Source organism: Enterococcus sp. AZ077 (genome assembly GCF_051714965.1).
GTDB classification, from domain to species: domain Bacteria; phylum Bacillota; class Bacilli; order Lactobacillales; family Enterococcaceae; genus Enterococcus_B; species Enterococcus_B hirae.
Genome location: NZ_JBIOSX010000001.1, coordinates 2,116,405 through 2,143,053, shown reverse-complemented (window position 1 = coordinate 2,143,053; position 26,649 = coordinate 2,116,405). Strand labels below are relative to the sequence as shown.

24 protein-coding genes, 1 tRNA gene, 1 pseudogene and 1 riboswitch are annotated in these 26,649 nt (G+C 38.6%); of the genes and pseudogenes, 23 read left to right on the top strand and 3 right to left on the bottom strand.

Annotation, left to right across the window (positions count from 1 at the left end; translation table 11 throughout):
- Window positions 1–61 precede the first annotated feature (61 nt).
- From rpoE to IGL28_RS09935, 10 genes are all read left to right on the top strand, one after another.
- Entirely contained in the window at window positions 62–673 is a 612-nt protein-coding gene (rpoE, locus tag IGL28_RS09980; protein WP_010718626.1) for a DNA-directed RNA polymerase subunit delta, read from the top strand.
- 133 nt (window positions 674–806) lie between these two features.
- On the top strand, window positions 807–1,319 hold the full coding sequence (locus IGL28_RS09975; protein WP_081128098.1) for an RNA polymerase sigma factor: 513 nt from the start codon (window positions 807–809) through the stop codon (window positions 1,317–1,319).
- Window positions 1,320–1,346: 27 nt separating this feature from the next.
- On the top strand, window positions 1,347–2,240 hold the full coding sequence (locus tag IGL28_RS09970; RefSeq protein WP_081128095.1) for an RsiV family protein: 894 nt from the start codon (window positions 1,347–1,349) through the stop codon (window positions 2,238–2,240).
- Between the two features lie 564 nt (window positions 2,241–2,804).
- The gene (locus IGL28_RS09965; protein ID WP_063627411.1) at window positions 2,805–3,530 is read left to right on the top strand and encodes a GntR family transcriptional regulator, LSA1692 subfamily; all 726 of its coding nucleotides are present in this window, start codon (window positions 2,805–2,807) and stop codon (window positions 3,528–3,530) included.
- 19 nt (window positions 3,531–3,549) lie between these two features.
- The gene (locus IGL28_RS09960) at window positions 3,550–4,833 is read left to right on the top strand and encodes a Sapep family Mn(2+)-dependent dipeptidase (RefSeq protein ID WP_164885430.1); all 1,284 of its coding nucleotides are present in this window, start codon (window positions 3,550–3,552) and stop codon (window positions 4,831–4,833) included.
- 144 nt (window positions 4,834–4,977) lie between these two features.
- Complete coding sequence (locus tag IGL28_RS09955; RefSeq protein WP_081128091.1) at window positions 4,978–5,925, top strand: N(4)-(beta-N-acetylglucosaminyl)-L-asparaginase; 948 nt, start codon at window positions 4,978–4,980, stop codon at window positions 5,923–5,925.
- A gap of 61 nt (window positions 5,926–5,986) precedes the next feature.
- Window positions 5,987–6,316 (top strand): PTS sugar transporter subunit IIB, encoded by a 330-nt coding sequence (locus IGL28_RS09950; protein WP_010718620.1) that lies wholly within the window; start codon window positions 5,987–5,989, stop codon window positions 6,314–6,316.
- A gap of 52 nt (window positions 6,317–6,368) precedes the next feature.
- Complete coding sequence (gene celB / locus IGL28_RS09945; protein ID WP_010738000.1) at window positions 6,369–7,724, top strand: PTS cellobiose transporter subunit IIC; 1,356 nt, start codon at window positions 6,369–6,371, stop codon at window positions 7,722–7,724.
- Window positions 7,725–7,738: 14 nt separating this feature from the next.
- Window positions 7,739–8,257, top strand: a complete 519-nt coding sequence (locus IGL28_RS09940) for a GrdB-related putative oxidoreductase (protein WP_010718618.1) — start codon at window positions 7,739–7,741, stop codon at window positions 8,255–8,257.
- 375 nt (window positions 8,258–8,632) lie between these two features.
- Window positions 8,633–9,244, top strand: a complete 612-nt coding sequence (locus tag IGL28_RS09935) for a hypothetical protein (RefSeq protein WP_128427388.1) — start codon at window positions 8,633–8,635, stop codon at window positions 9,242–9,244.
- A gap of 214 nt (window positions 9,245–9,458) precedes the next feature.
- On the opposite strand, the gene IGL28_RS09930 is transcribed toward IGL28_RS09935, so the two are convergent.
- Window positions 9,459–9,530, bottom strand: a tRNA-Arg gene (locus IGL28_RS09930).
- 59 nt (window positions 9,531–9,589) lie between these two features.
- Here IGL28_RS09930 and rpoN point away from each other — a divergent pair.
- The 8 genes and pseudogenes from rpoN to IGL28_RS09890 all read left to right on the top strand — a co-directional run bounded on the left by rpoN (window position 9,590) and on the right by IGL28_RS09890 (window position 19,426).
- Complete coding sequence (gene rpoN / locus IGL28_RS09925) at window positions 9,590–10,921, top strand: RNA polymerase factor sigma-54 (RefSeq protein WP_034699130.1); 1,332 nt, start codon at window positions 9,590–9,592, stop codon at window positions 10,919–10,921.
- Between the two features lie 152 nt (window positions 10,922–11,073).
- Window positions 11,074–12,165 carry a sugar-binding transcriptional regulator gene (locus tag IGL28_RS09920; protein WP_172595671.1) on the top strand — a complete coding sequence of 364 codons (1,092 nt, stop codon included), beginning with the start codon at window positions 11,074–11,076 and terminating at the stop codon, window positions 12,163–12,165.
- Window positions 12,166–12,205: 40 nt separating this feature from the next.
- Window positions 12,206–13,207 (top strand): type I glyceraldehyde-3-phosphate dehydrogenase, encoded by a 1,002-nt coding sequence (gene gap / locus IGL28_RS09915; protein ID WP_010718614.1) that lies wholly within the window; start codon window positions 12,206–12,208, stop codon window positions 13,205–13,207.
- A gap of 110 nt (window positions 13,208–13,317) precedes the next feature.
- The gene (locus IGL28_RS09910; RefSeq protein WP_010718613.1) at window positions 13,318–14,508 is read left to right on the top strand and encodes a phosphoglycerate kinase; all 1,191 of its coding nucleotides are present in this window, start codon (window positions 13,318–13,320) and stop codon (window positions 14,506–14,508) included.
- 155 nt (window positions 14,509–14,663) lie between these two features.
- The gene (gene tpiA / locus IGL28_RS09905) at window positions 14,664–15,419 is read left to right on the top strand and encodes a triose-phosphate isomerase (protein WP_010718612.1); all 756 of its coding nucleotides are present in this window, start codon (window positions 14,664–14,666) and stop codon (window positions 15,417–15,419) included.
- Window positions 15,420–15,534: 115 nt separating this feature from the next.
- On the top strand, window positions 15,535–16,833 hold the full coding sequence (gene eno / locus IGL28_RS09900; RefSeq protein WP_010718611.1) for a phosphopyruvate hydratase: 1,299 nt from the start codon (window positions 15,535–15,537) through the stop codon (window positions 16,831–16,833).
- A 259-nt stretch (window positions 16,834–17,092) separates the two neighbouring features.
- A pseudogene (locus IGL28_RS09895) lies at window positions 17,093–18,117 on the top strand (alpha/beta hydrolase).
- A gap of 172 nt (window positions 18,118–18,289) precedes the next feature.
- Window positions 18,290–19,426, top strand: coding sequence for an ArgE/DapE family deacylase (locus IGL28_RS09890; protein ID WP_081128087.1), 1,137 nt, complete (start codon window positions 18,290–18,292; stop codon window positions 19,424–19,426).
- 167 nt (window positions 19,427–19,593) lie between these two features.
- On the opposite strand, the gene IGL28_RS09885 is transcribed toward IGL28_RS09890, so the two are convergent.
- Together IGL28_RS09885 and IGL28_RS09880 are read right to left on the bottom strand one after the other, a co-directional pair.
- Window positions 19,594–20,160, bottom strand: a complete 567-nt coding sequence (locus IGL28_RS09885; RefSeq protein ID WP_010737992.1) for an ECF transporter S component — start codon at window positions 20,158–20,160, stop codon at window positions 19,594–19,596.
- A 5-nt stretch (window positions 20,161–20,165) separates the two neighbouring features.
- Window positions 20,166–21,140: a nucleoside hydrolase gene (locus IGL28_RS09880; RefSeq protein ID WP_010718607.1), complete on the bottom strand. Its 975-nt coding sequence runs from the start codon at window positions 21,138–21,140 to the stop codon at window positions 20,166–20,168.
- 23 nt (window positions 21,141–21,163) lie between these two features.
- Window positions 21,164–21,208, bottom strand: a riboswitch (PreQ1 riboswitch).
- A 222-nt stretch (window positions 21,209–21,430) separates the two neighbouring features.
- On the opposite strand from IGL28_RS09880, the gene IGL28_RS09875 reads away from it, so the two are divergent.
- The 5 genes from IGL28_RS09875 to rnr all read left to right on the top strand — a co-directional run bounded on the left by IGL28_RS09875 (window position 21,431) and on the right by rnr (window position 26,619).
- Complete coding sequence (locus IGL28_RS09875) at window positions 21,431–22,393, top strand: alpha/beta hydrolase (protein ID WP_438843975.1); 963 nt, start codon at window positions 21,431–21,433, stop codon at window positions 22,391–22,393.
- 95 nt (window positions 22,394–22,488) lie between these two features.
- Entirely contained in the window at window positions 22,489–22,764 is a 276-nt protein-coding gene (locus IGL28_RS09870) for a GNAT family N-acetyltransferase (RefSeq protein WP_010718605.1), read from the top strand.
- A gap of 279 nt (window positions 22,765–23,043) precedes the next feature.
- Window positions 23,044–23,280 carry a preprotein translocase subunit SecG gene (gene secG, locus IGL28_RS09865; RefSeq protein WP_010718604.1) on the top strand — a complete coding sequence of 79 codons (237 nt, stop codon included), beginning with the start codon at window positions 23,044–23,046 and terminating at the stop codon, window positions 23,278–23,280.
- Window positions 23,281–23,500: 220 nt separating this feature from the next.
- Window positions 23,501–24,250, top strand: coding sequence for an alpha/beta hydrolase (locus tag IGL28_RS09860; RefSeq protein ID WP_081128081.1), 750 nt, complete (start codon window positions 23,501–23,503; stop codon window positions 24,248–24,250).
- Between the two features lie 2 nt (window positions 24,251–24,252).
- On the top strand, window positions 24,253–26,619 hold the full coding sequence (gene rnr, locus IGL28_RS09855; RefSeq protein ID WP_113820700.1) for a ribonuclease R: 2,367 nt from the start codon (window positions 24,253–24,255) through the stop codon (window positions 26,617–26,619).
- The last annotated feature ends 30 nt before the right edge of the window (window positions 26,620–26,649 follow it).

Sequence of the window (26,649 nt, the reverse complement as noted above, 5' to 3'; positions counted from 1 at the left end):
TTTGATTTTTTACGTATGATTTTGTATGATAAGGAGTAGACTGTGAAAGGACGTGTCCTGATTGGAAATTAGTGTATTTGAAGGTGCAAACAAAAACGAATTATCAATGATCGAAGTAGCACATGCGATCTTAGAACAACGTGGCGATGTGATGGATTTTTCTGATTTAGCCAACCAAATCCAAACCTATCTTGGAAAATCAGACAGTGAGATTCGTGATTCACTGGCACAATTTTATACTGACTTAAATATTGATGGTAGCTTTATTTCATTAGGTGACAATCGTTGGGGCTTGCGTTCATGGTATGCGATCGATTCGATCGATGAAGAAGTAAACCATGGAATTGACGAAGAAGATGAAGATACACCTCGTCGACGCAAACGTAAAAAAGTCAATGCCTTTATCAACGATGATGAAGATGCGATCGATTATAATGATGATGACCCAGAAGATACTGACTTGTCTGACGAAGATGACGATGATCTTTTTGAAGATGATGATGACGATGATGAAGAAATCGCTGCTTATAACTCTGACTTGCAAGAAATCGGTGCAGACGACACAAGTGACGATGAAGAAGAATTACCAGGCAACATCGAAGAAGATCTAAGCATCATTGAAGATGACGATGAAGACGAAGACTACGAGGACGAAGAGTTCACCGAAGAATAGACTTTCGGATTCATAGCTGCAGATCCCCCAATAAGGGATCTGCAGTTTTTTTGTATTGATTTTTTACATAAATTAAAAATAATTGAAACTTTTTGGTTTGTTTGATCGTCATAGTAAGTGAGAGGGAAAGGAGATGGGTCCGATTTTTAATCGTTACAAGAAAAAGAAGCAAATCGAAAAATCCAAGAATTTATTAAGTGAATTGATCCAAGAGGAATATGAGAAAATGTTTCGGATCACAATGAATTATGTTCATGACAAAGAAGAAGCATTGGACGTAATGCAAGACAGTTTTCATAAAGCGTTAGCTGCTATTGAACAAGGGAAAGAGATTGAACGATTTTCAGCTTGGTTTTATCGTATTTTGATACGAACAGCGATCGATGCTTGGCGTAAGCAAAAACGAAATCAATCGGAAACATTGGAAGAAGAAACGATTCAACTCGCTCATACAATGGACGATTCATTGACTGATTTACATGGAATCATTGAAGGAATTGATAGCCCCGAAAAGGAAATTTTGATTCTACATTTTTTTGAAGGCTTTCGTTTAAAAGAAATTGCAGAGATTCTTGATTTGAATGAAAACACCGTCAAAACCAAAATGTATCGTACGTTAAATCAGCTAAGAAAAATCTTACAGTAAAAATCACAATAAAGGAGAGAAAGACGGATGTACTCAGCTCAGAAAGAATTAGAACAACTGAAACAAGTCTATCAACAACAAGAAATCCCTCGTGGTATCAAAAATGAGATGATCAAGCGCTACTCACTAGAAGAACAAAGGTTTAACCAACGAGTGAAACGAAAAAAACAAGTGAAAGGACTTATTCTATCTTTTGCTATTATTGCGATGATGTTCAGCAGTATTTTTTTTAACAATCAAATTCGTAGTTTTGCTGAAGATTTACCCTTGATTGGCCCAGTCGTGAAATTAATTTTAGGGAAAACACTGTCTGATGAAGCAATCGAGATCCGAGTGCCGCAAATCAGTACAAAAGATAAAGAAAATAGTCAGACGATTGCTGGACTGAACAAAAAGTACTTTCGTGAAGGACAAGAAAACTTTGAAAAAGCAAAAGTACAGTACCAAGACTTTAAAACAAATCATTTTCAAGTTACGGGAGATTATCAGAAACTGTTGGATGATCCGCGTTTTTTAGTGATTGAACGAAAGATGACACAAACTGCCGCAGACAGCTATACGGAAAAGCGTTATGATACGATTGATAAAAAAAACGGAGTAGTCCTATCTTTACCACTTTTATTCAAAGATGATCAGTATCTTTCCGTTTTGACAAATGAAGTCAAAGAGCAAATGCAAAAAAATAGCAAAGAAAACCCTGATCAGTATTATTGGACAGATGATGATTTTAAAGATGGACTAATCAAAAAAACGCCATTAGTTACTAAAGACACATCTTTTTATATCAATAAAAATCACGAGCTAGTCTTAGTTTACGATCAATTTTCGATCGCACCTGGCTATATGGGCACACCAACCTTTGTGATACCTAAAGAAGTGACACGTTCACTTTTAGCTTCTCCAGATTACTTAAATGAGTAAGCTCAACCTAAAAAATAAATAACTGATCCTTTGCGCTATCATAAGAGTTGATTTGATTTTGGAAAAATACTTCAAATAGTTCAATTATACATGGTTATAATATATACAAAATGTCTAGGACAGCCATTGTTGGATAAATAGCTGTTTAAGAGAGATTGAGACAAAAGTATTTCGCATCAAGAAATAAGAAGGAATTTCCGAAAATTGACAAGAAACGCAAACACTGGTTTTTGCTGTTGATTGTTACCTACTTGGTGCTTCACAAATTTTTTGAAGATGCTACTTTTTTCTCACCGTGAACAAGAGGTCAGCTCTTTGAACATCATTTATTCGTTTTTAGAGATACTAGAAGAGACTGAAGCAAGTTTTGTTTCAGTCCCTTTTATTTTAGAGAACTATCCAAATTTCGTCCTAGAATTTTTTGTGCAAATATCGTAAATGATGTGAAAGTATATACTTTTTAGTATATACTTATTGTTGGATAAAAATATTTTCTCATTATTGTTGGTTCTGCTAATAAATAAAGCTAGCAGAAAGTTTGGAGAATATTTTAGGAGGAATCTCGTGAAAAAACAACCAAAATTTCAAGAAATTGCGAATGAAATTGAGAAGCGAATCATGGAAGGAATTTACGTTTCTAGTCAAAAATTACCTTCAGAATATGATTTAGCAGACGAGTTTCAATGTAGTCGTTTAACTGTTCGTAAAGCAATCGAATTATTGATCAGCCAAAATAAGTTGATCAAAGAAAAAAGTAAAGGCACGTATGTCATGAAACAACCTAAGATCCAAAGTGGCTCTGGAGGACTGCAAAGCTTTACCGAAACTGCTCGAATCCAAGGGAAAAAGACAAAAACGCAAGTCTTAGAATGCGAAGTTACTGAACAACTACCAACGAATGTTAAACAAGCTTTTGGTGAATCGATTTCTGAGCCAATCGTTCATTTGAGACGATTACGTTATTTTGATGACGAACCAATGACGGTTGAAAATCTTTATATTTTAAAACGTTATCTGGGAGAAGTCTCTCAAGAAGAATTAAGTGGGTCACTCTATCAAGTGATCGAAAAAAACGTGGAGATCGCTTATTCTCACCAAGAAATCGAAGCAGTGAAAGCGACGGCTGACGTGGCAAAACTCTTGCAAGTAGCTGTGGATGAACCGATGTTGTTTGTCCATTCAATGACATATTCGCCAGCAGCCAAACCGATCTTATATGACTGCTCGTTTTATCGTGCAGATAAATATACATTTAAAAATACGTTGATTCGTCAAAAAAGGAGTGAATAAATTGAAAAAAAGCAAGTCGATGATTGATGATCATTGGGAAGAATTTCTTGAGTTTCTTCAAACAGTTATGAAAGTACCAAGTGTGAAAGGGAAGCCGGAAGATCATGCTCCGTTTGGGAAAGCACCTCGAGAAGTGTTGGACCTTGTACTCAAAAAAGGAAAAGAAGTAGGGTTTAAGACTAAAGTGATTGATGATGCGATCGGATACGTCCAATGGGGAGAAGATGATGAGGACTATATTGGGATCATTGGTCATTTAGATGTGGTTCCAGCAGGATCAGGATGGGATTTTCCACCCTTTGATTTAAGCGAAAAAGATGGACGCTTTTATGGACGAGGGATTTTAGATAATAAAGGGCCGATCATTAGTTGTTTTTATGCTCTGATCCTGTTGAAAAAAATGGGAGCGGTTCCTAAAAAAACGATCCGCATTATTTTTGGGACTGACGAAGAAAGTGGGATGTCTGATGTGGCTCATTATTTACAGGCTGAAGTTCCGCCATCATTTGGTTTTACGCCAGATTGTAAATATCCAGTTGTTTACGGAGAAAGAGGAGTAGTCAACCTAACGATTCATTTCCCATTAGTTAAAGAAGAAGTTATTCAAATCAGTGATTTTACAGGGGATCAATATCGAGATCATGTGCCAGACCAGCTGAGTGTTTCGATTAATGAGAAAAAATTTGATGTGGAAGGAAAACGTTCTCCAAGTAATGCCCCAGAATTAGGAGAGAATGCGATTACGCTGCTTGCCGAAAAAATCAAAGCAGATTCAGCTGTTCCAGAACAAATACGAGCTTATTTTGATTGGATCTGGCAAGCTTTCCACAATAAACATTATGGAGAAGGAATCGATCTTGCTTTGTCTGATGAAGATTCAGGCAGGTTGATTCTTACACCTGTGAATTTGCAAAAAAACACTAACGGGTTAGATTTAGAAGTTGCTTTTCGTTACCCTGTTTCAGTCACAGAAGAGGAAGTCGTGAGTGGGTTGGCTAAACAGTTGCCCGAGAAAGCGACTTTTACAATCAATCGCAGTATTCCAGGAATCTGTCAGAAAAAAGATTCGCCTGAAATCAAAAAACTATCTCAAATTTATGGCGAGATTACTGGGAACGACCCTACGCCAGTGACGACAACGGGTGCTACTTATGCCAGAAAGATTCCTAATGTATTAGCATTTGGTCCCTCTTTTCCAGGGCAAAAAGGGATTGCGCATAACAAAAATGAGTATATGGAAGTAACAGATCTGCGCATGAATTTAGAGATATACCTACGAAGCATTCAAGCATTGATCGAATAAACAGTTATATATTTTTAAAAAAAAGATTATCAGAGACTTCTCTTATAAATCAATTAGATTTTAAGAAAAGTCTCTTTTTAGTATAGACATAATAGTATATACTAAATAAAATAGATGTAAGCGCTATATATAGGAGGGGTAAACATGTGGGGAATTATCGCAACGTGGCGTATGGCACATGATGGTGTGTTAGCTGCCAAAAAATTATTAGAACAGGAAGGAACGTGCGGAGATGCCGTGGAAACGTCAATCAAATGTGTAGAAGACTATCCATTTTACAAATCAGTTGGCTATGGTGGCTTGCCAAACGAACGAGGCATTGTAGAAATGGATGCGGCTTTTATGGATGGGGATACGTTCAAAATTGGGGCAGTGGCTGGGATCGTAGATATTGCGAATCCAATATCAGTTGCCAGAAAATTAAGTAATGAAAAATTCAATAGTTTTCGCGTAGGACAAGGAGCCACTGAATATGCAATGCTAGCAGGATTCGAACGGAAAAACATGCTAACGCCAAGAGCTAAAAAAATTTGGCAAAAACGAGTGGCAGAAGTGGCGAAAACGAATCTAAGTCCCTATGACGGACACGATACGGTGGGCGTGGTTTCTTTGGATCAACACACCGGCATGGCTGCAGGAACGTCTAGTTCTGGATTATTTATGAAAAAGCAAGGTCGTGTGGGAGATTCCCCTTTATCAGGTTCTGGTTTTTACGTCGACAGTCAAATCGGTGGTGCGACAGCAACTGGTCTAGGAGAAGATTTAATGAAAGGCTGTCTAGCTTATGAAATTGTTCGCTTGATGGGAGAAGGAGTCACTCCACAAAAAGCCTGTGATCAAGCTGTGTATTCTTTTACTGATTTATTAAAAGAACGGTATGGAAAAGCAGGTGCTTTTTCATTAGTTGCTATGAATAAAGCAGGTGAATGGGGAGTTGCGACCAATGTCGAATTTACGTTTACTGTTGCAACTGAAAAGGAGCAACCAGCTATCTACTTAGCTAATCCAGGAGTTGATCAGACAACGATCATTGAACCAATCACCAAAGAATGGCTGGATGCTTATGAAAAACGCATCAAAGCCCCAGTTTGATCCCAGTATCGAAGTCATTTAGCTGATAATCAGCATATGTATATATAAGGAGGAGAAAAAAATGGCAACAAAAAAAATCTATTTATTCTGTGAAGCAGGTATGTCAACGAGTATTATGGTCAATAAAATGATGGAAGTAGTCACAAAACATCAGATGCCACTAGAAATCCATGCGTTCCCAGCAATCCATGCAGAGGAAAAAGTTGAACAAGAGAAACCGGTAGCCATCTTATTAGGACCACAAGTTCGTCATTTAAGTGACAAAATGAAAAAAACGTTTGAGCCGTTAGGCATTCCTGTAGGCACAATTGCCACAGAAGCATATGGCATGATGGATGGCGAACGTGCGATGAAAGATGTCCTGAAAATGATCAAAGAAAGTAGAAAATGAGTTTTTGTAAACGGAAACAGTCGGAGTCAACAAAAAGATCGGGGGAAAAAAGATGCAAAAATTTTTGAATTGGTTAGAAAAAGTTTTGACACCAATGGCAAAAACGGTTGGAGAAAATAAATATTTGATTGCTATACGAGATGGCTTTTTACTTTCTACACCGTTATTGATCGTGGGGTCATTGTTTCTAGTATTGACCAACTTTCCAATACCAAATTGGAATGAATGGATGGCTGGTTTTTTAGGGGAAAATTGGGCAGTCATGTTGAATAAGCCTGCTACTGCCAGTTTTGATATCATGACGATTTTAGCAGTTGGGGGCATCGGTTATAGTTTAGCAAAGCAATTTAAAGTGGATGCGATGCAAGCAGCAATTATTTCTTTAGTTTCATTCTTTATCGTAACGCCTTTTACCACATTATTTACGCCAGAAGGTTCGACTGAAGTATTTGAAGTCGGAAGTCTTCCTTTACGTTGGATGGGATCAAGTGGTTTATTTTTAGGGATGGTAGTTGCTTTAGTAGCGACTCGTATGTTCGTTGCCTTGATTCGTACAGGGTGGACAATCAAAATGCCAGATGGCGTGCCGCCTACTGTTGTTAAATCGTTTGAAGCATTGATTCCAAGTTTCGTCATCTTAACGTTCTTTATGGTGGCGAATTGGGTAGCGAGTTTAACCACATATGGGAATTTACAAGAAATCCTGTTTAAATTCTTACAAACACCATTGTTAAGTTTAGGGAATACCTTAGGTGCTATGATCATTGCGTACTTATTTTTACATTTTTTCTGGTTTTTCGGAATCAACGGTTCAAGTGTCGTAGGTGCAGTTTTCAATCCAGTTCTTCGTGCTTTATCGATTGAAAATCTAAATGCGTTCAAAGACGGACATGAAATTCCTAATATCATTACAGGTCAATTTCAAGATATGTTTGCAACATTTGGTGGGGGCGGTTCTACCTTATCATTGATTTTGATTATGATTCTTGTATGTAAGAGTCAGCGAGTGAAAAAACTTTCACAATTATCACTTGTACCAGGAATTTTCGGGATCAATGAACCGATCATCTTTGGTTTACCGATCGTATTAAATCCAATCATTTTGATCCCATTTGCTTTAGTACCCACAATCAATATCATTATTGCTTATTTTTGTATGGACCTAGGGCTAGTTGCTTACACCAATGGGATTCAACTTCCATGGACAACGCCACCGATCATTTCAGGCTTTTTAGTCAGTGGTTGGCAAGCTTCTGTCCTTCAGGGATTACTTATTTTATTAGGAATGGCAGTTTATTATCCATTCATCAAAGTATTAGACAATCAATATCTGAAAGAAGAGCTTGAGGCAGAAGAATCAACAGCAGAAGAAATCAATTTTGATGACTTTGATTTTGATACCTTATAAAAAGGAGTAGGAGCATGAAAAAAATCATTTTGATCCTCAACCATGTGACCGCAGGTATGGGAAGTGACGAACAAGCACAATTGCCTCCAGGTGGAAAAAAAACAGCTCTAGGACCGGGAGAAACATTAGCGCCATTGTTTAAAGAAAAAAAGGCAGAGATTATTGCTACTTTATACTGCGGTGATCGTTATTATTCAAGTCATCCAGAAGAAGTCAAACAAAAATTTATCGGATTCGCCAAAAAGTTTGGAGCAGATGCGATATTATGTGGACCAGCTATGCATTATCCTAATTTTGGAGAGATGGCAGGCGGGTTAGTCGAAGCTTTTAACAAAGAAGGCATTCCTGCTGCCGCTGCAATGTCTGTTGAAAATCCTGCTGTAGCAAAATATCAGCAAGTGATCCCCATCGTTAAAATGCCAAAAAAAGGTGGGATCGGACTAAATCAATCCTATAAAAATATGGCAACAATCGTGACACAGTTAGCGAAAGGGGAAGAACGAACTTCCTCAGAACAAGAAATGATCTTTTGAATCAAAAGTGAATAAACGGAGCATAATGACTTTTCTTAAGTTGAAAAGCTGTTTCGATAGATGACGGAAAAAAGCCAATCATTACGTATGTTTTGATTGGCTTTTTGTGTGAAGAAGGTTGCAAAGAATAGTTTGCCACAAGCAGGATCAGGGGAGATGAGCAACACGTAAGGCTTTGATCAATGTTTGGGTAGAAAGATTCGATCAATTAGCTAACTGAATTTCATCGTTTGCCAACTTGCTCCTTCTCTTTATTGATTTATTCCTTCTCTTTATTAAAAAGTAGAGTGAAAAATAGACTTGAATCTCAATGGATCGTCCAATAAACTATTTATTGTAAGCGATTTATTCTTAATTGAAGAAAAGTGGTGATGTATGAACAAAGTAAAGATACTCATGACGTTGTTTGTTAGCTCTATACTTCTATTGTTGGTTTCTCATCCCCAAGAAATAGCGGCAACTACAAGCAAGTCTAATGTAGGAACACATGCAACATTTTCCAAAGTAATGACTTATGATCAAATGATTGAGCAACTCACAAACGATCTTCAGCTTTCATCAACAAAAGCAAGGCAAAAACTCGAATCTTCGGACAAAATTGTTCACACAGTTACTCGAAATAGAGCAACCTTTCGAGTACTGTCGCAGACTGTGACGGTGAATAAGACGTACAAGCCAACGATGCGGTTTTATTGTGAAACGAGTGAAAGTGGTCATTTTAGAGCGATTAAACGAATAATAGCAATAAATTTGGTTAGAGAAGACCAGGAAGTGGCAAAAGCTTTTTCGGGAACTGTCTATGTCAACTTAGAAGAAGCCAATCGTATCTATTATATCGTGAATGGTGACTTCTTTAATCAAGGTACGACTTCATGGAAAAACGGATCAACGAGTGGTGTAGACAGTGCGCTAGATCTAAGGTTTACTACAAAGGATGCCGGGAGCCATTACCAATACAGTTATAGTGAACACCGAATCACTTTTTGATTTGCAGGCGGGTAAGGAAGTGGACAGCGATCGCTAACCATTGCTGAATAATAGTGAATGGTTAAAGAAAAGTGATGGGAGAGATATGGGTGGCTCGTAAAACTTAGTTTACACAAAAAATAACGAAAAAAGCTGATCCATACATGCGGATCAGCTTTTTATCTTTTAAATTTAGAAAGCAAAACATTCCCAAATATGCTAAGATAGCAATAGACGCGTCCTGAGGGAATCGAACCCCCGTCTCAAGAACCGGAATCTTACGTGATATCCACTACACTAAGGACGCAAGTACAGACACAATTGTAACGAAACTAAAAAAAAATTACAAGGGGAATGGACAAAAAAATGAAATTTCAACAAAACTTTTCACAAAAACAACAGCAAACACAAAAATTAGCCATGACACAACATCTGCAACAGTCCATCCAGGTATTGCAATATAACAGTGAAGAGCTCTTGGCATTTGTTGAAAATCAAGCATTAGAAAATCCATTGATAGAAGTAGTGGAACCAGAATGGCAATCTGACTATCAGAAGATCAGATCAGCCAATGATAATGAAGAAACCAACTACTTAAATCAAATTCCCGATACCAGTGTTTCCTTATTTGAATCATTGATCGAACAGATCCATTTGAACTATCGGCAGACCTTCTTACGTCAGTTAGTTCTTTATTTAGTCGAGTACATTGATTTAAATGGATTTTTGACGATTGATTTAAAAGAGGCACAAGAACAAACAAATGCAACTTCGATTGAGATCCTTGATGCACTGACGCTGGTCCAACAACTTGAACCAGCAGGTGTGGGGGCACGAAGTTTACAAGAGTGTTTGATGTTACAAACGGAAAGAGATGACTTTGCACCAGAGTTAGCGTATATCGTTTTGGAAGAGTGTTTTGAGTTGCTGGTTGATCGCAAATGGAAAGAGATCGCTCAACGCTTTTCAATCGAACTTAGTGAAGTACAACGAATCTTTGATTACATCCAAACACTTAGCCCAAGCCCTGGCCGGATTTTTGATCGAAGCAGTGAATTATATATCATTCCTGATGTCAAAGTGATGGTTGATAAGGACCAAAAAGTGTCTGTCCTTTCTAGACGAGGAAATCAACCAGATGTTCGTTTCCAAGAACATTATTTTAATCAGATGCTTAAAAAAGCAGACAAAGAAACGCAAGCGTACTTGAAAGAACGGAAACAAGAATTTGACTGGTTGAAAAAAACGATTCTACAACGAGGGGATACGATTTTACGGGTGGCTCAAATCATTGTTTCCCATCAACAAGCCTTTTTCACAAATAAAGAACGACCAATTAAACCGCTGACATTAAAAGAAGTGGCAAAAGAGTTGGAAGTACATGAATCCACTGTCAGCCGTGCCGTCAATGGAAAATACCTGGAAACTGAATTTGGGGTTTTCGAGCTTAAGAAATTCTTTACAACTAGACTACAGCAAAGTGGGACAGATACTGAGACTGATCTCTCAGCTGATACTGCACAAAAGAAAATCCAAGAACTTGTAGATCAAGAAGACAAAATCAAACCACTTTCTGATCAAAAGATCGTAGAATTATTAAAAAAAGATGAAATATTGATTTCAAGAAGGACGGTTGCAAAATATCGTGACCTGCTGGGAATCCCAAGTTCATCGAAAAGAAAACGTTATGATAGATAATGTGAATCTCGACTAGAAAAAAATGAAAAGTTTTTTCTAGTCTTTTTTTATTGAAAAAAACGGGTAAAACTGTTAGACTTACATTCGTGAGGTTGAGATTTTCCTTTTTAATACTTAGTAGTAGGAAAGTCGCTTTTCTTTTTTTATCGTACATGGGTCGTTTTGAGTCTACATTGGACAAATATCGTCCAACTAAGGAGATCGCTATGCTTGATGAATTGAAAATGATTGAATCTGTTGCACCGGATATTATCGAGGTTTTACAGGAAAGATATAAAATTTTACGTAATATTTATTGGATGCAGCCAATAGGTCGTCGTAGTTTATCAGAGAGTATGGGCATCACAGAACGCGTATTACGAACAGAAACAGATCTATTGAAACAGTTAGATTTGATCAACACCTCTAAAAGCGGTATGACTTTGACCAAAAAAGGAGAAGAAGTTTATCAAAGTCTTGAGAACTTCATGGATCAACTTTTAGGAATGCATCAGACAGAAAAAAAACTGGCTGAGTATTTTGGGAATCAACGTTGTATCGTGGTATCAGGAAACAGTGAAGAACAGCCTAAAGTGGCGGATGCTTTTGGTGAAGCATTAAATGAAGCTTTAGATTTGTTACTACCGGAGGGCAATAATATCATTGCTGTAATGGGCGGAACAACGATGGCTGTAGTAGCTGAACAACTGACAAATTTGGAAAACAATCAGCGACATAATCTATTTGTGCCAGCTCGTGGCGGTATCGGAGAGGCTGTGACTGTACAAGCAAATTCCGTAAGTGCTAGAATGGCTACAAAAGCAAGTGGAAATCATCGTGCATTGTATGTTCCAGAACAATTAAGTTTAGCAACGTACAATTCCTTGCTCAATGAACCCTCTATTCAAGAAGTGTTAAACTTGATTAGTCAGGCAAATTGTGTTATTCATAGTATTGGACGCGCACTCCATATGGCAGCACGTCGAAAAATGACTGAAAAGGAATTAGTCATGCTGAAACAGGCGAATGCGGTGGCGGAATCTTTCGGCTATTTTTTCAATGAAAATGGCGAAGTCGTATATAAAGTTCCTCGCATCGGAATCGAATTGAAAGATTTGGCAAATGTACCCATCATTCTTGCGATTGCTGGGGGCAAGTCAAAAGCAAAAGCGATTCGCGCCTATATGAAAAATGCACCAAAACAAACGTGGCTCATCACTGATGAAGCTGCAGCAAAAGAGATTTTAAAAGGGGTATCCCTTTAAAATAAATATTTTTTTGATTTTCATAAGGAGGAAATCTTAAATGACAGTTAAAGTAGGTATTAATGGTTTTGGACGTATCGGACGTCTAGCATTCCGTCGTATCCAAGATGTAGATGGAATCGAAGTAGTAGCAATCAACGACTTAACAGATGCTAAAATGTTAGCACACTTGTTAAAATATGACACAACTCAAGGACGTTTCAACGGAACAGTTGAAGTTCACGAAGGTTCATTCAACGTTAACGGAAAAGAAGTTAAAGTTTTAGCTAACCGTAACCCTGAAGAATTACCTTGGGGCGAACTAGGTGTTGACATCGTTCTAGAATGTACTGGTTTCTTCACTTCAAAAGCAGCTGCTGAAAAACATTTAACAGCTGGTGCTAAACGTGTTGTTATCTCAGCTCCTGGTGGAAATGACGTTCCAACAATCGTTTATAACACAAACCACGAAACATTAACTGGTAAAGAAACAGTTATCTCAGGTGCTTCATGTACTACTAACTGTTTAGCTCCTATGGCTAAAACATTAAACGACAAATTTGGTGTTGTTGAAGGATTAATGACAACTATCCACGCTTACACAGGTGACCAAATGACTCTAGACGGACCTCATCCTAAAGGTGACTTCCGCCGTGCACGCGCTGCTGCTGCAAACATCGTTCCTAACTCAACAGGTGCTGCTAAAGCTATCGGTTTAGTAATCCCTGAATTGAACGGTAAATTAGACGGAGCTGCTCAACGTGTTCCTGTACCAACAGGTTCATTAACTGAATTAGTTACAGTTCTTGAAAAAGAAGTAACTGTTGACGAAATCAACGCAGCAATGAAAGAAGCTTCAAACGAATCTTACGGATACAACACAGACGAAATCGTTTCTTCTGATATCGTTGGTATGACTTTCGGTTCATTATTTGACGCTACACAAACTAAAGTAATGACTGTTGGCGACAAACAATTAGTTAAAACTGTTGCTTGGTATGACAACGAAATGTCTTACACTGCACAATTAGTACGTACTTTAGAATACTTCGCTAACTTATAAGATAGACCAAACGTACAAGTGTAATTTATAAGCATGTACACTTAAAAGCGGGGAAGCAATCGCGCTTCTTCCGCTTTTTTTGATAGTAAGTTTATTTAGGAGGAAATAAAATGGCTAAGAAAACAGTGAAAGATATTGATTTAAAAGATAAAAAAGTTCTTGTCCGTGTTGACTTTAATGTTCCTTTGAAAGATGGCGTGATCACAGATGACACACGTATCAAAGCAGCATTACCAACAATCAACTACGTATTAGAACAAGGCGGAAAAGCAATTCTTTTCTCTCACTTAGGACGTGTAAAAACGGAAGAAGATAAAGAAGGTAAATCTTTAGCTCCAGTTGCAAAACGTTTAGGCGAACTATTAGGAAAAGAAGTAACTTTCGTTCCTGAAACTCGTGGTGCAGAATTAGAAGCAGCAATCAATGGCATGAAAGATGGCGACGTGGTTGTTTTTGAAAACACTCGTTTTGAAGACATTGATGGCAAAAAAGAAAGCAAAAATGATGCAGACCTAGGTAAATACTGGGCTTCATTAGGTGATGTATTTGTCAATGATGCTTTCGGTACAGCTCACCGTGCGCATGCTTCAAACGTCGGAATTGCTTCAACTGGTATCCCAACAGTTGCTGGATTCTTGATGGAAAAAGAAATCAAATTTATCGGTGAAGCCGTTGAAGAACCAAAACGCCCTATGATCGCAATCTTAGGTGGCGCAAAAGTTTCTGATAAAATCGGTGTAATCGAAAACTTGATTCCTAAAGCAGACAAAATCTTGATCGGCGGCGGAATGACTTACACATTCTACGAAGCTAAAGGAATCAAAATCGGTAACTCTTTAGTAGAAGCTGATAAAGTTGAATTAGCAAAAGAATTGATCGAAAAAGCTGGCGACAAATTAGTCTTGCCAATCGATAACGTTTGTGCTCCAGAGTTCTCAAACGATGTTGAAACACAAGTAATCGAAGGCGATATCCCTGAAGGATTGATGGCTTTAGACATCGGCCCTGCATCAGTGAAATTATTTGCTGATACATTACAAGGTGCAAAAACAGTTGTTTGGAACGGACCAATGGGTGTGTTCGAAATGAGTAACTTTGCTAAAGGTACAATCGGTGTTTGTGAAGCAATCGCTAACCTTGAAGATGCAACAACAATCATCGGTGGTGGTGACTCAGCAGCTGCTGCAGAACAATTAGGTTTTGCTGACAAATTCACACATATCTCAACAGGTGGCGGCGCAAGCTTAGAATTACTAGAAGGTAAAGAACTACCTGGTTTAGCTGCAATCAACGATAAATAAGCATCGTTCGTTGTATCTGATTTAGATGAAGACAGCTGCTTTTTGCAACGGTGAATTGATTCAAACTCAAATAAACTTAACCAAAAAGCAGCTTTTTCTTTTTATACGTGGAGGAGAGTTCCACGACTCATAATTTTAAAGGAGTGCATACTGTCATGCGTAAACCAATTATCGCTGGTAACTGGAAAATGAACAAAACTGCATCTGAAGCAAAAGAATTTGCTGAAGCAGTAAAAAACAACATCCCTTCAAATGAAAAAGTTGATTCTGTTATCGGATCACCTGCTTTGTTCTTACAAGAACTAATGGCTTCAGCTGAAGGAACAGAATTAAAAATCTCAGCACAAAACTGCTACTGGGAAAACTCAGGTGCATTCACAGGTGAAACTTCACCAGCTGCTTTAGCAGACTTAGGTGTGGACTATGTGATCATCGGACATTCAGAACGTCGTGAATACTTCCATGAAACAGATGAAGACATCAACAAAAAAGCGAAAGCTATCTTTGCAAACGGCATGATCCCAATTCTTTGCTGTGGTGAATCTTTAGAAACTTACGAAGCTGGAAAAACAGCTGAATGGATCGAAGGACAAATCACTGCTGGTCTTGAAGGATTGACAGATGGCCAAGTAAGCAACATGGTTATTGCTTACGAACCAATTTGGGCAATCGGTACTGGTAAATCAGCTGATGCACAAATTGCTGACGAAATCTGTGGCGTTGTACGTCAAACAGTTGAAAAATTATACGGCAAAGAAGTATCTGATGCAGTACGTATCCAATACGGTGGTTCTGTAAAACCAGAAAACATTGCTGAATATATGGCGAAAGAAAATGTTGACGGAGCATTAGTTGGTGGCGCAAGCTTACAAGCTGATTCATTCTTAGCATTATTAGACGCTGTAAAATAATTAGTGAAAATTTGCGAAAAATGCAAGAAATGTTTGCACTAACGCCTAAAATTAACTAAAATCGTATATGAGGGAAATCCCTTAGGAAAAAACAAACTCAAAGGAGAGACAAAACATGTCAATTATTACTGATGTTTACGCTCGCGAGATCTTAGACTCACGCGGTAACCCAACAATCGAAGTAGAAGTATACACAGAAAGCGGAGCTTTTGGCCGTGGAATGGTTCCTTCAGGTGCTTCAACTGGTGAATACGAAGCCGTTGAATTACGTGATGGAGACAAAGCTCGTTATGGCGGTAAAGGTGTAACTAAAGCTGTTGACAACGTAAACAACATCATTGCTGAAGCAATCATTGGCTACGATGTACGTGACCAAATGGCAATCGATAAAGCTATGATCGCTTTAGACGGAACTCCTAACAAAGGTAAATTAGGTGCGAACGCAATTTTAGGTGTATCTATCGCTGTTGCTCGTGCAGCTGCTGACTACCTAGAAGTACCTTTATACCACTACCTAGGCGGATTCAATACAAAAGTTTTACCAACTCCAATGATGAACATCATCAACGGTGGATCACATGCGGATAACTCAATCGACTTCCAAGAATTCATGATCATGCCTGTTGGCGCTCCAACATTCAAAGAAGCTCTACGTATGGGTGCTGAAGTATTCCACGCATTAGCAGCAATCTTGAAATCTCGTGGATTAGCTACTTCTGTTGGTGACGAAGGTGGATTCGCTCCTAACCTTGGTTCAAACGAAGAAGGTTTTGAAGTAATCATCGAAGCAATCGAAAAAGCTGGCTATGTACCTGGTAAAGACGTTGTTCTTGCTATGGATGCTGCTTCTTCAGAATTCTACGACAAAGAAAAAGGTGTTTACGTATTAGCTGATTCAGGCGAAGGCGAAAAAACAACTGACGAAATGATCAAATTCTACGAAGAATTAGTTTCTAAATATCCAATCATCTCAATCGAAGACGGATTAGACGAAAACGACTGGGACGGATTCAAGAAATTAACTGACGTATTAGGCGACAAAGTTCAATTAGTTGGTGACGACTTGTTCGTAACAAACACTCAAAAATTATCTGAAGGTATTGAAAAAGGAATCGCTAACTCAATCCTAATCAAAGTTAACCAAATCGGTACTTTGACAGAAACTTTTGAAGCAATCGAAATGGCTAAAGAAGCTGGCTACACAGCAGTTGTTTCTCACCGTTCAGGTGAAACAGAAGATTCAACAATCTCTGATATTGCTGTTGCAACAAACGCTGGTCAAATCAAAACTGGTTCTCTATCACGTACTGACCGTATTGCTAAATACAACCAATTACTACGTATCGAAGACCAATTAGGCGAAGTTGCTGAATACAAAGGTTTGAAATCTTTCTACAACTTAAAAAACAAATAATTTTAGGACGATCAAATAAGTACGACGATAGCAGAGCGTCGATTATATAGCTGTGCTGGTCTACTTCATTCTAAAGTTATTAAAAAGTACCTTTCTCTTATCTTGAAGATAGGAGAAAGGTCTTTTTTTGCAGAAAAAATTTAGAGATTATCCTAACAAAAACTGAATTACATAATCGTTTTTTGTCACGTTTACAAACGATTTAATTATTGCTAAGATATTATGATAAAAGGAAAAAAAAGAATAATGGGGAAAGTGTATGAAAGCAAAAATTTTAAAGGGGTTCAAATGGTTCGGTATTTTGCTTCTCAGTACCATTTTATTGGTCGTGATTGCTTTTCAAGTTTCACCGAGACCGGGTGCTTATGTGATCCGACATCTGTTTAGCGATGCTGTAACGATCACAGATAAAGAAACGTATGAACAAGCAAAAGATTCCACCAGTTCGCTCACTGATCGTTCTTATCAATCACAATTCAAAAAAACAACTACGATATCTATTATCCTAAAGGCAGTGAGGGACCTTTACTCACGTTGATCTGGGTTCACGGTGGAGGCTATGTGAGCGGGGATAAAGCAGGTGTAAAAGAATTTGCAACAAGATTAGCTTCAGATACGCACATCGCAGTTGTTGCTATGAACTATGAACCGGCACCTAGCTCTCAGTATCCCAATCAAGTAGTCCAAGTCAATGAATTAGTCCAACAATTAAAAAAAGAGAACAATCAGAAGTTGGATCTTTCAAAGCTGATTTTTGGTGGCGATAGTGCAGGCGCTCAGATTGCCTTACAGTATGTCACTATCCAAACAAATCAACAGTATGCAAAAGAAATGAAGATGAAACAAATGATTGATCCAACAGCGATCAAAGGAGCCATTTCTTACTGTGGACCAGTTGATTTGCAACAAACGGCAAAACAGCAATCGAGTGATCGATTGATGCATTTCTTCGTTAAAACGGTAGCTTGGTCTTTGATTGGAACGAAAGATTGGCAAACAGACGAACGCTTATATCAAGCTAGTTTAGTTGATCAAGTTTCAAAAGACTTTCCGCCTACGTATATCACAGATGGAAATGCGTACTCTTTCCAAGATCAAGGGATTGCTTTCGCAAATAAATTAAAAGAGTTAGACGTCCCTGTAGACGAACTATTTTATAAAGACCAGAAAAAAGAAATCAGTCATGAATATCAATTTAATTATACATTGCCAGAATCAAAAAAATGTTATGAGCAGACGGAGCGGTTCATTGAAAACTGTTTTCGATCTACAACAGCTCAATAACGAATTGCCGAAGCATCCCGAAATAGCTCCTTCTATTTTGGGGTGCTTCGGTGTCTTTAGACATAGGAGTGTCAATGGCTGCTGCTAACTAATCGACTGAGAATGGATGAATGATTGAAAATGATACACTGTTTCAGTAAAATAGAAAGAAACAGCAGGAGTGTGAGACAGGATGGGAAATGAAGAAAAAATAGCTATTTTACAAGAACTGATCCGAATCAAGTCAGTGAATGGGAACGAAGGGGAAGTAGCCGCCTACTTAAATCAATTATTGAATCAACATGGAATCCAAGGAGAAATCATTTCTCACACTGAGGGGCGTGATAACTTGGTGGCGACGTATCACAATGGTCAAGGAAGAGTATTAGGTTTGTCTGGTCACATGGATGTTGTGTCTGCAGGAGACGAATCGAATTGGACCTATCCGCCTTTTGCAGCAGAAATAAAAGGTAATCGTTTGTATGGACGTGGTGCTACCGATATGAAAAGCGGGCTAGCCGCTATGGTGATTGCGATGATTGAATTGAAAGAGTCTGGGAAACCGTTTAACGGGACAATCAAATTATTAGCGACAGTAGGGGAAGAAGTAGGAGAATTAGGTAGTGAACAACTGACAAAAGCAGGTTATGTCGACGATTTAGACGGATTGATCATTGGTGAACCAACCAATTACAATTTGATGTATACTCACATGGGTTCAATAAACTACACCGTTGTTTCTCATGGTAAAGAAGCCCACAGCTCAATGCCTCAAGAAGGCTACAATGCGATCAACCATTTAAATGAATTTATTACGCGTGCAAATGAGCAAATGGATGCTTTAGCGAATGATTTCCAAAATTCAGCATTAGGAAAAACGATTCATAACGTTACAGTGATCAACGGAGGAAATCAAGTCAACAGTATTCCAAGTCAGGCGCAATTACAAGGAAATATCCGCTCAATCCCTGAATTTCCAAACGATCAAATCATTGATTTATTACAAAAGATCGTGGATGAATTGAATGAAGGAACGAACTATCACTTAGAATTGACGATCGACTACAATAAGATTCCTGTGAAAGCAAATCCTGACTCTTCGTTGATCCACCATATTCAAAAACAGTTCAAGCAACCATTGCCCCTAGTAGGTGCAGCAGCAACGACAGATGCAGCTGAATTTACTAAATCCGCTCACTCCTTCGATTTTGTGGTATTCGGTCCCGGAGTCGTAAACTTGCCTCATCAAATAGACGAATATGTAGAAATCGATAATTACTTGGATATGATTGACACATATCAAGCAATCATCTTGTCTTATTTAGCATAACAGCCTATTTTGGTTCAAAATACAAAAAAGTACAAAGTAGATCCTTCAATTAAATCAAAAAAACGCAAAACAAATTTTCATGTTTTGCGTTTTTTTTGATTTACTAATTGAAGTAACCGACTTCTATTCGCACGTGTATTTACTCCAGCTCATCACAACTACGCAGCTCAAATCGCTCTGTTCACAACCCTTTTCGGCAATGCCAAGACGACAAGGGTGACGACGACTACTGAGAGCAGGCGGTCGAGGTAATCGGTTCCCGCTTGAACGAGAATCACGCTCATTGTTTGATTGAACCCAATTCCATGGAGGAACTGAACGATCATGCTTGAACCAGAAGAAGTGACTCCCCCAAAGAGTTTTACAGTGATTAGGGAAGAAAGGATGGTTCCAGGCAGTGATAAGACAAGTGCCCAGAAAACTAAGGTCCAGCGGTTCTTACTGCGAGTGAATCGTTGATGGAAAATCACTCCAGCAAGTAAACCTGTTACCATTTGAACAGGTGAATAATACAACGAGAAGATATCGGTGGTAACACCACTTAATACCCCGCTGGCCAAGCCAGTGAGTAACCCAAATACTGGACCTAACAAAGTCCCAGCGAATATGGTACCGATCGAATCAAGATAGATCGGTAATCGTAGCCATAATGCAATGGTTCCGCCGATATAATTGATTCCGATACATAAAGCGACGATCGTAATCGTCTGTGTGGTGATTCTTTTTTTGCGCATGTTTTTCATCCCATCTTTAATCTTTCCAGATCTTTTTTAATCGTTTCTTCTTGTGCATTTAAAAGAACGGTCAAAAACTTCCGAAAAAATAGATGAGTATCAACTTCTGTCATAATGGTGCTGTTTGGTGCTTTTTGCCAAAAATCAAAGCGATCGACTAGTGTTTGCCCGCGGCTGATTCCTTGCGTTTCAACAGCGGTATAACTAGTAAATCCCTGACAAATGCTTTCGTCGATAAAGTAGGCAACGGCCAGAGGATCATTGATGACGCACCCTAGGATTCTTTCTTGTTGCCAGTGAAAATCAAAATAAAAACGAGTGATCGCTTTTAGAAATTCTCCTTCTTCAGGATTGAGCTGACAACAATATTCTAATAAGGTAGGTGTCAAAACGATTTCTCTCGTAACATCTAAACCGACCATTTCAATCGTGTTCCCTAAATTTTCAAACACAAAGGCAGCTGCATCAGGATCGCACCAATAATTGTACTCAGCAACTGGTGAACAGTTTCCGTGGCTTTTGTAGGTGCCACCCATTGAAATAAATCGCTCGAAATGTTTCCCTAAATGTGGATTTTTCATCAAAGCACGAGCAATATTGGTCAAAGGGCCAAGTGCAATGATCGAGGTGTTTGTTTCTTTAGAAAAGTATTCCGCCAAAAAATCGACTGCTGATTTTTCTTCTATTTGTTTTTCTTGTACTTGAGCAAAGTTTGTCTCGCCTAATCCGTCCATCCCATGAGTGTCTTGTGCGCTAATAAACGGCTGTTTCAACGGTTGTGTTTGCCCTTGATAGACGGGGATGTCTAAGCGTCCGCAACGTTTCAAACATTTGAAAACATTTTGGCTACCGATCGTCACAGGTACATTACCGCAGACCGTCGTGATCGCAACCACCTCGATTTCGGGGGACTTAATGGCTAACATCAATGCTAAAGTGTCATCGATTCCAGGATCGCAGTCAATAATTACTTTTCGCATTATTTCCAATCTCCTTTCTGTAGAGATACTTAGTTTTTTATTCTGGGAAGTTTCCGAACCAGTCCAAGGATACTCCTTGATTAAAATGCACGGAATCAGTATACTGGCTTTTAAATAAAATGTAAATGTTATCTTATTTTTTATTCCTATTTGATTGGTTTTAAATTTCAATGAAGCCTAGGGTGAAAACTTGAGCAGTTTTTTTAGAAAATGGTACAATGGAATAGAAGGCTATACGGATTGATAATAGAAAAAATATTTAAGGAAAGCGGGGAAGATAAGTGATTGTCATGTATCTTATTCTTATAGTTCTCATTTTAGGCGCAGTCATTTATCGTGGACTTTCTTCTTACTATGCGCAAAAATTAATTCAATCGGGTTTACAAAGAGGATATGATTGGTATGAGAAAACAGGTCATCAGTTGATGGACCCATCGGCTTTTACGATCGTGGAAAAGCAGCGGCAACTTGCGGAAACAGAAGCTGAGGGCTTTTGGAATAAAGGCAAAGAAATCGAAGTCAAAAGTCATGATGGGTTAAAACTGTTAGGACGAATCTTTCAAAGTTCCTCTCCCAACAAAAAATGGGTTGTTTGTGTCCATGACTATCGAAGTGATGGGAAAACAGATATGTCTTATATTGGAAAGAAATATGCAGAAGCAGGGTTTAACGTCTTGATTCCTGATTTGCGTGCTCACGGTAAGAGTGAAGGAGAAATCATCGGAATGGGTTGGTTGGATCGTTTAGACTTGATTATCTGGATCAACTATATTTTACAGCTGCAGCCAGATGCTAACATTATTTTACATGGGAGTTCAATGGGTGCCTCTGCTATCATGATGGCTAGTGGGGAAAAACTACCTCCTGCAGTTCGTGGGTTTATCCTGGATAGCGGGTTTGTTTCCGTCTATGAGGAGTTTCGCTACATGTTGAGCAAACTAACCTTTCTTCCTAAAAAAATGATCATGCGCCATGCAAATCGCTATGCAAAGAAATATGCTGGTTATTCTTTGAAACAGGCGTCAGCAACCCGTCAGTTGGGCAGTAATCACCTGCCAGTATTGATCATTCATGGGGAAGAGGATCAGTTCGTTCCAGTCAGTGCCGCTTATACGATCCAAAATGCGACAGCTGGTGAAAATGATCTTTTTCTGATCCCAGAAGCTCAACATTTAGAAGCAGCCGTGAAAAATCCCACCAAATATTGGACGGTTGTTTTCTCATTTATCGAACAGCGAATCGATTGGAGATAATCAGGTTATTCCGAGTATAAATAATTGTTTGCTGAGAACTAGACTGTTAGAATCAAGGAGAACAAATTATTTGGTCAATACGGGGAGTGGCGAAAATGGAAATCAAAGAAGAAAAAAATCGTTTCGTATTATTGAATGATGAAGCAAAAGAAATCGGGGAAATGACTTGGTCTGATGCAGGACCAGACATCATGATCATTGATCATACATTTGTAGAACCAGAGTATCGTGGACAAAAATTAGCAGAAAAATTAGTGCTTAATGGCGTAGAACTAGCTCGAAGAGAAGGTAAAAAAATTATTCCATTGTGTCCATATGCGAAGAAAGAATTTGAAAGAAAACCTGAATATCAAGATGTGCTTCGTAAATAATCGACTCGTTTTCGTACGATCGTCAATGAATGAAATGACAAAAAGTGGATCTATCCGCTAAATGAACTTTTTTTAAATTAAAGAAACCGAAATTGTAGCAACCGGCTATCAGCGGTGTTATTCTTTCGGTTTTTTCGTCTTTTCAGTCTTTGCCCATGAATAAGTACTAATACTAAATGTTATCTAAAATTGGAGCCCCATTCGCAAGAGAAGGTTGTCAGAGTTTTTTTTATATGATAAAGTAAAATAGATGATATTTTACGGAAAGGAGGCTGCTTAATGTATAATGTAATTTTAGGAATCGTGATCGTGTTATCGATTGTAATGGTCATTGCAATCATGATGCAACCAAGTAAACAAAACAGTGCAGCAAGTGCATTTACTGGCGGAGCGGATCAATTATTCGGTAAACAAAAAGCACGTGGTTTTGAAGCAGTCATGCAACGTTCGACAGCGGTAATGGGTGCCATTTGGATGATTTTATTATTTGTACTAGCCTTTTTATCTTCTAAATAAAAAGTTGATTTAACGATTAGTCGAAATAATTATGAATCGTTTTTTCGTTCAAAAAATTTCGGCTTAATTTTTTAAGTAGTTGATTTGAATGAGCGAAAAAAGAATTCCTTTCATGCAGAGCAGTGATTGACGTCGCGGCTCTTTTTTATTTGCCAAAAGAGCGGTTTTGTCCTAAGGGATCGCCAATCTATGTTAAAATGAGAAGAACGAGGTGAACCTAATGAAAAGTCTACCAAAACCCCTTTATGCAAAACATAGTAAGAGAGCTGTGCTACTCTTACATGCCTATTCTGGAAGTCCGAATGATGTGCGCATGCTGGCTCGATATTTGGAAAAGTCAGAATATACTGTCTATGCTCCATTGTTTACTGGACATGGAACGCTAGCTCCACAAGACATTTTAGCGCAAAAAACGGAAACATGGTGGGAAGATACGAAACAAGCCATCCACTTTTTAAAAGCAGAAGGTTTTTCCCAAGTTGCTGTTTTTGGATTATCAATGGGAGGAATCTTCGCTGTTCGAGCATTAGCAGAACAGCCAGAGATCATTGGTGGCGGATGTTTCTGCTCGCCGATTTCACCAGTTGAAAATCATGTGCCAGAAAATTTTGAGCGATATGAACGTTATGTGCTAAAACTTGCAGGGGAATCTGAACAGGAAATCGAAGAAACTGTCGCTGCGCTTCGACCAAATGTTTATCAGCAATTAGCAGAGATACAAAACCAAGCAGCAATTACAGAAGGAAAACTTAGTAACATCCAAGCACCTGTTTTTTTAGCCCAAGCCGGTCAAGATGAAATGATTGATCCAGCTGGAGTCTACGAAACAGCAAAAAAATTAGCCGATAAAAGAGTGACCCTTCAATGGTATCCCAACAGCAAACATGTGATCACCGTTGGAGAGTCTAGAAAATTACTGGAAAAAGATGTGTTGGAGTTTCTAGAGAATTTACCTTGGAATGAGGAATGAAAATGACAAAAGAAACATTGAAAGAAAAAATTATTTTTTTTATTGAGAGCGAGCGCAAAAAAAGCTTTTCAATGGAAGAAATCGCCCAAGGATTGGGCTTGCAAAAAAGTGAAGATTTCAAGCTACTCGTTCAGACGATCGCTCAAATGGAACGAGAACAAAGTGTGGTCTTTACCAAAAAAGGAAAAGTGAAGCTGCCATTAAAACCAGTATTGATCGAAGGAACGTTTCGGGCCAATGAAAGAGGCTTCGGCTTTGTGACGATTGATCCAGAAGAAGATGATATCTATATTCCTAAAGAAGCAACTGGGTATGCCATGGATGGCGATACGGTAGCGATCGATATCATAAAAACGGCCGATACTGCGATGGATCGTGGAGCAGAAGGTAAAGTAGTTGAGATCCGCAAACGAGCAACTACGCAGTTAGCTGGAGAATTCGTGGCTTACACAGACGACGAGATAAATGAAACGGATCTTTATGGGGTGGTTATCCCAAAAGACAAAAAATTGAATCAGTTTAAAGTTTATGCAGCAGCTGAAGGGATTCGACCAGTTGATGGGAGTATCGTAATGGTTGAGCTGACCCATTATCCTGAGAAAAACTACGCGACCAGTTTAGAAGGTATTGTCAAACAAGTCATCGGCCATAAAAATGATCCTGGAATGGATATCCTATCGATTGTTGTCTCAAACGGGATTCCGACAAAATTTCCAGATGATGTCTTGGCAGAAGCTGATCAAGTGCCAGATACGATCAATGAAAAAGACCTAGTTGGCCGGAGAGACTTACGGGAACAATTGATCGTGACGATTGACGGAGAAGATGCCAAAGATTTGGATGATGCTGTTACTGTGAAAAAATTAGCCAACGGTAATTATTTCTTAGGTGTACACATTGCAGATGTTTCCAATTATGTGACCGAAGGAAGCCAGTTAGATCGTGAAGCTTACGAACGAGGAACGAGTGTGTATTTAACCGACCGTGTCATTCCAATGATCCCACAAAGATTATCAAACGGGATTTGTTCATTGAACCCTCACGTACCAAGACTAACAATGAGTTGTGAGATGGAGATTGATCCAAATGGTCAGGTGGTATCTCATGATATTTTTCCAAGTGTCATCCAAACGACGGAACGAATGACCTATACAGCGGTCAATCAGATTTTAGAAGAACAAGATGAGCAGGTAATGGAACGGTATAAGCAATTAGTGCCGATGTTTCAAGAGATGCAAGAGCTACATCAGATTTTAGAAGAAATGCGGATTCGTCGAGGAGCGATTTCTTTTGAAGACCGTGAAGCAAAAATACTCGTAGAACCAGATGGACAACCAACTGATATCTTATTGCGAAGCCGTGGCGTAGGCGAACGGTTGATCGAATCTTTCATGTTGGCGGCAAATGAAACGGTGGCGGAACATTTTAATAAACGCAACTTTCCATTCATTTATCGGATTCACGAGCAACCTAAAGAAGAAAAGATGCAACGTTTCTTTGATTTTGCTTCTGCACTAGGAATCGTCGTTCGTGGAACAAAAGGAACAATCACACCTAAAGATCTTCAAAAAGTCATTGAAAACGTCGAAGACAAACCGGAATCAGCTGTTATCAATACGATGCTGTTGAGAAGTATGCAACAAGCACGTTATTCAGAAGATAATTTTGGGCACTATGGATTAGCTGCGGAATATTATACGCATTTCACTTCGCCTATCAGACGTTATCCAGATTTGATCGTCCATCGCTTAATTCGCTCGTATGGACAAGACCCAAGTGAAGCAAATCAAACTTATTGGGAAAATGAGCTACCCGAAATTGCGGAGCATAGTTCAAAGATGGAACGTCGTGCGGTCGAGGCAGAGCGTGAAGTAGATGCAATGAAGAAAGCTGAATACATGATGGATAAAGTAGGAGAGGAATTTGAAGGGATCATCAGTTCAGTTGTTAAATTTGGGTTGTTTATCGAATTACCCAATACGATTGAAGGGTTGATTCATATCAATGAGTTGAAACAAGACTATTTCCACTTTATTGAGAATCATTTAGCATTAGTAGGCGAACGAACAGGGTTAACTTTTAAAATCGGTCAAAAAGTGCGGGTAAAAGTCATCAAAGCAGACCCGGAAGAACGTGCAATTGACTTTGAATTGATTGATGCAGAAGAAATCGTTCCATTAGAACGTCCAAAAACGTCAAACAAAAATCGTCCTTCTAATCGTCATCAAAAGCGTTCATCAAAATCTCATACTGAACGGAATGGAAAGAAAAATTCCTATTCAAATGAGCGGAAAAAAGGAAAAGGACCATCTAATAAAAAAGGGAAAAAACCTTTTTATAAGGGAATTAAGAAGAAAAAGAAAAAATAACCAATAATCACTATGAATACCAGTTTGGAG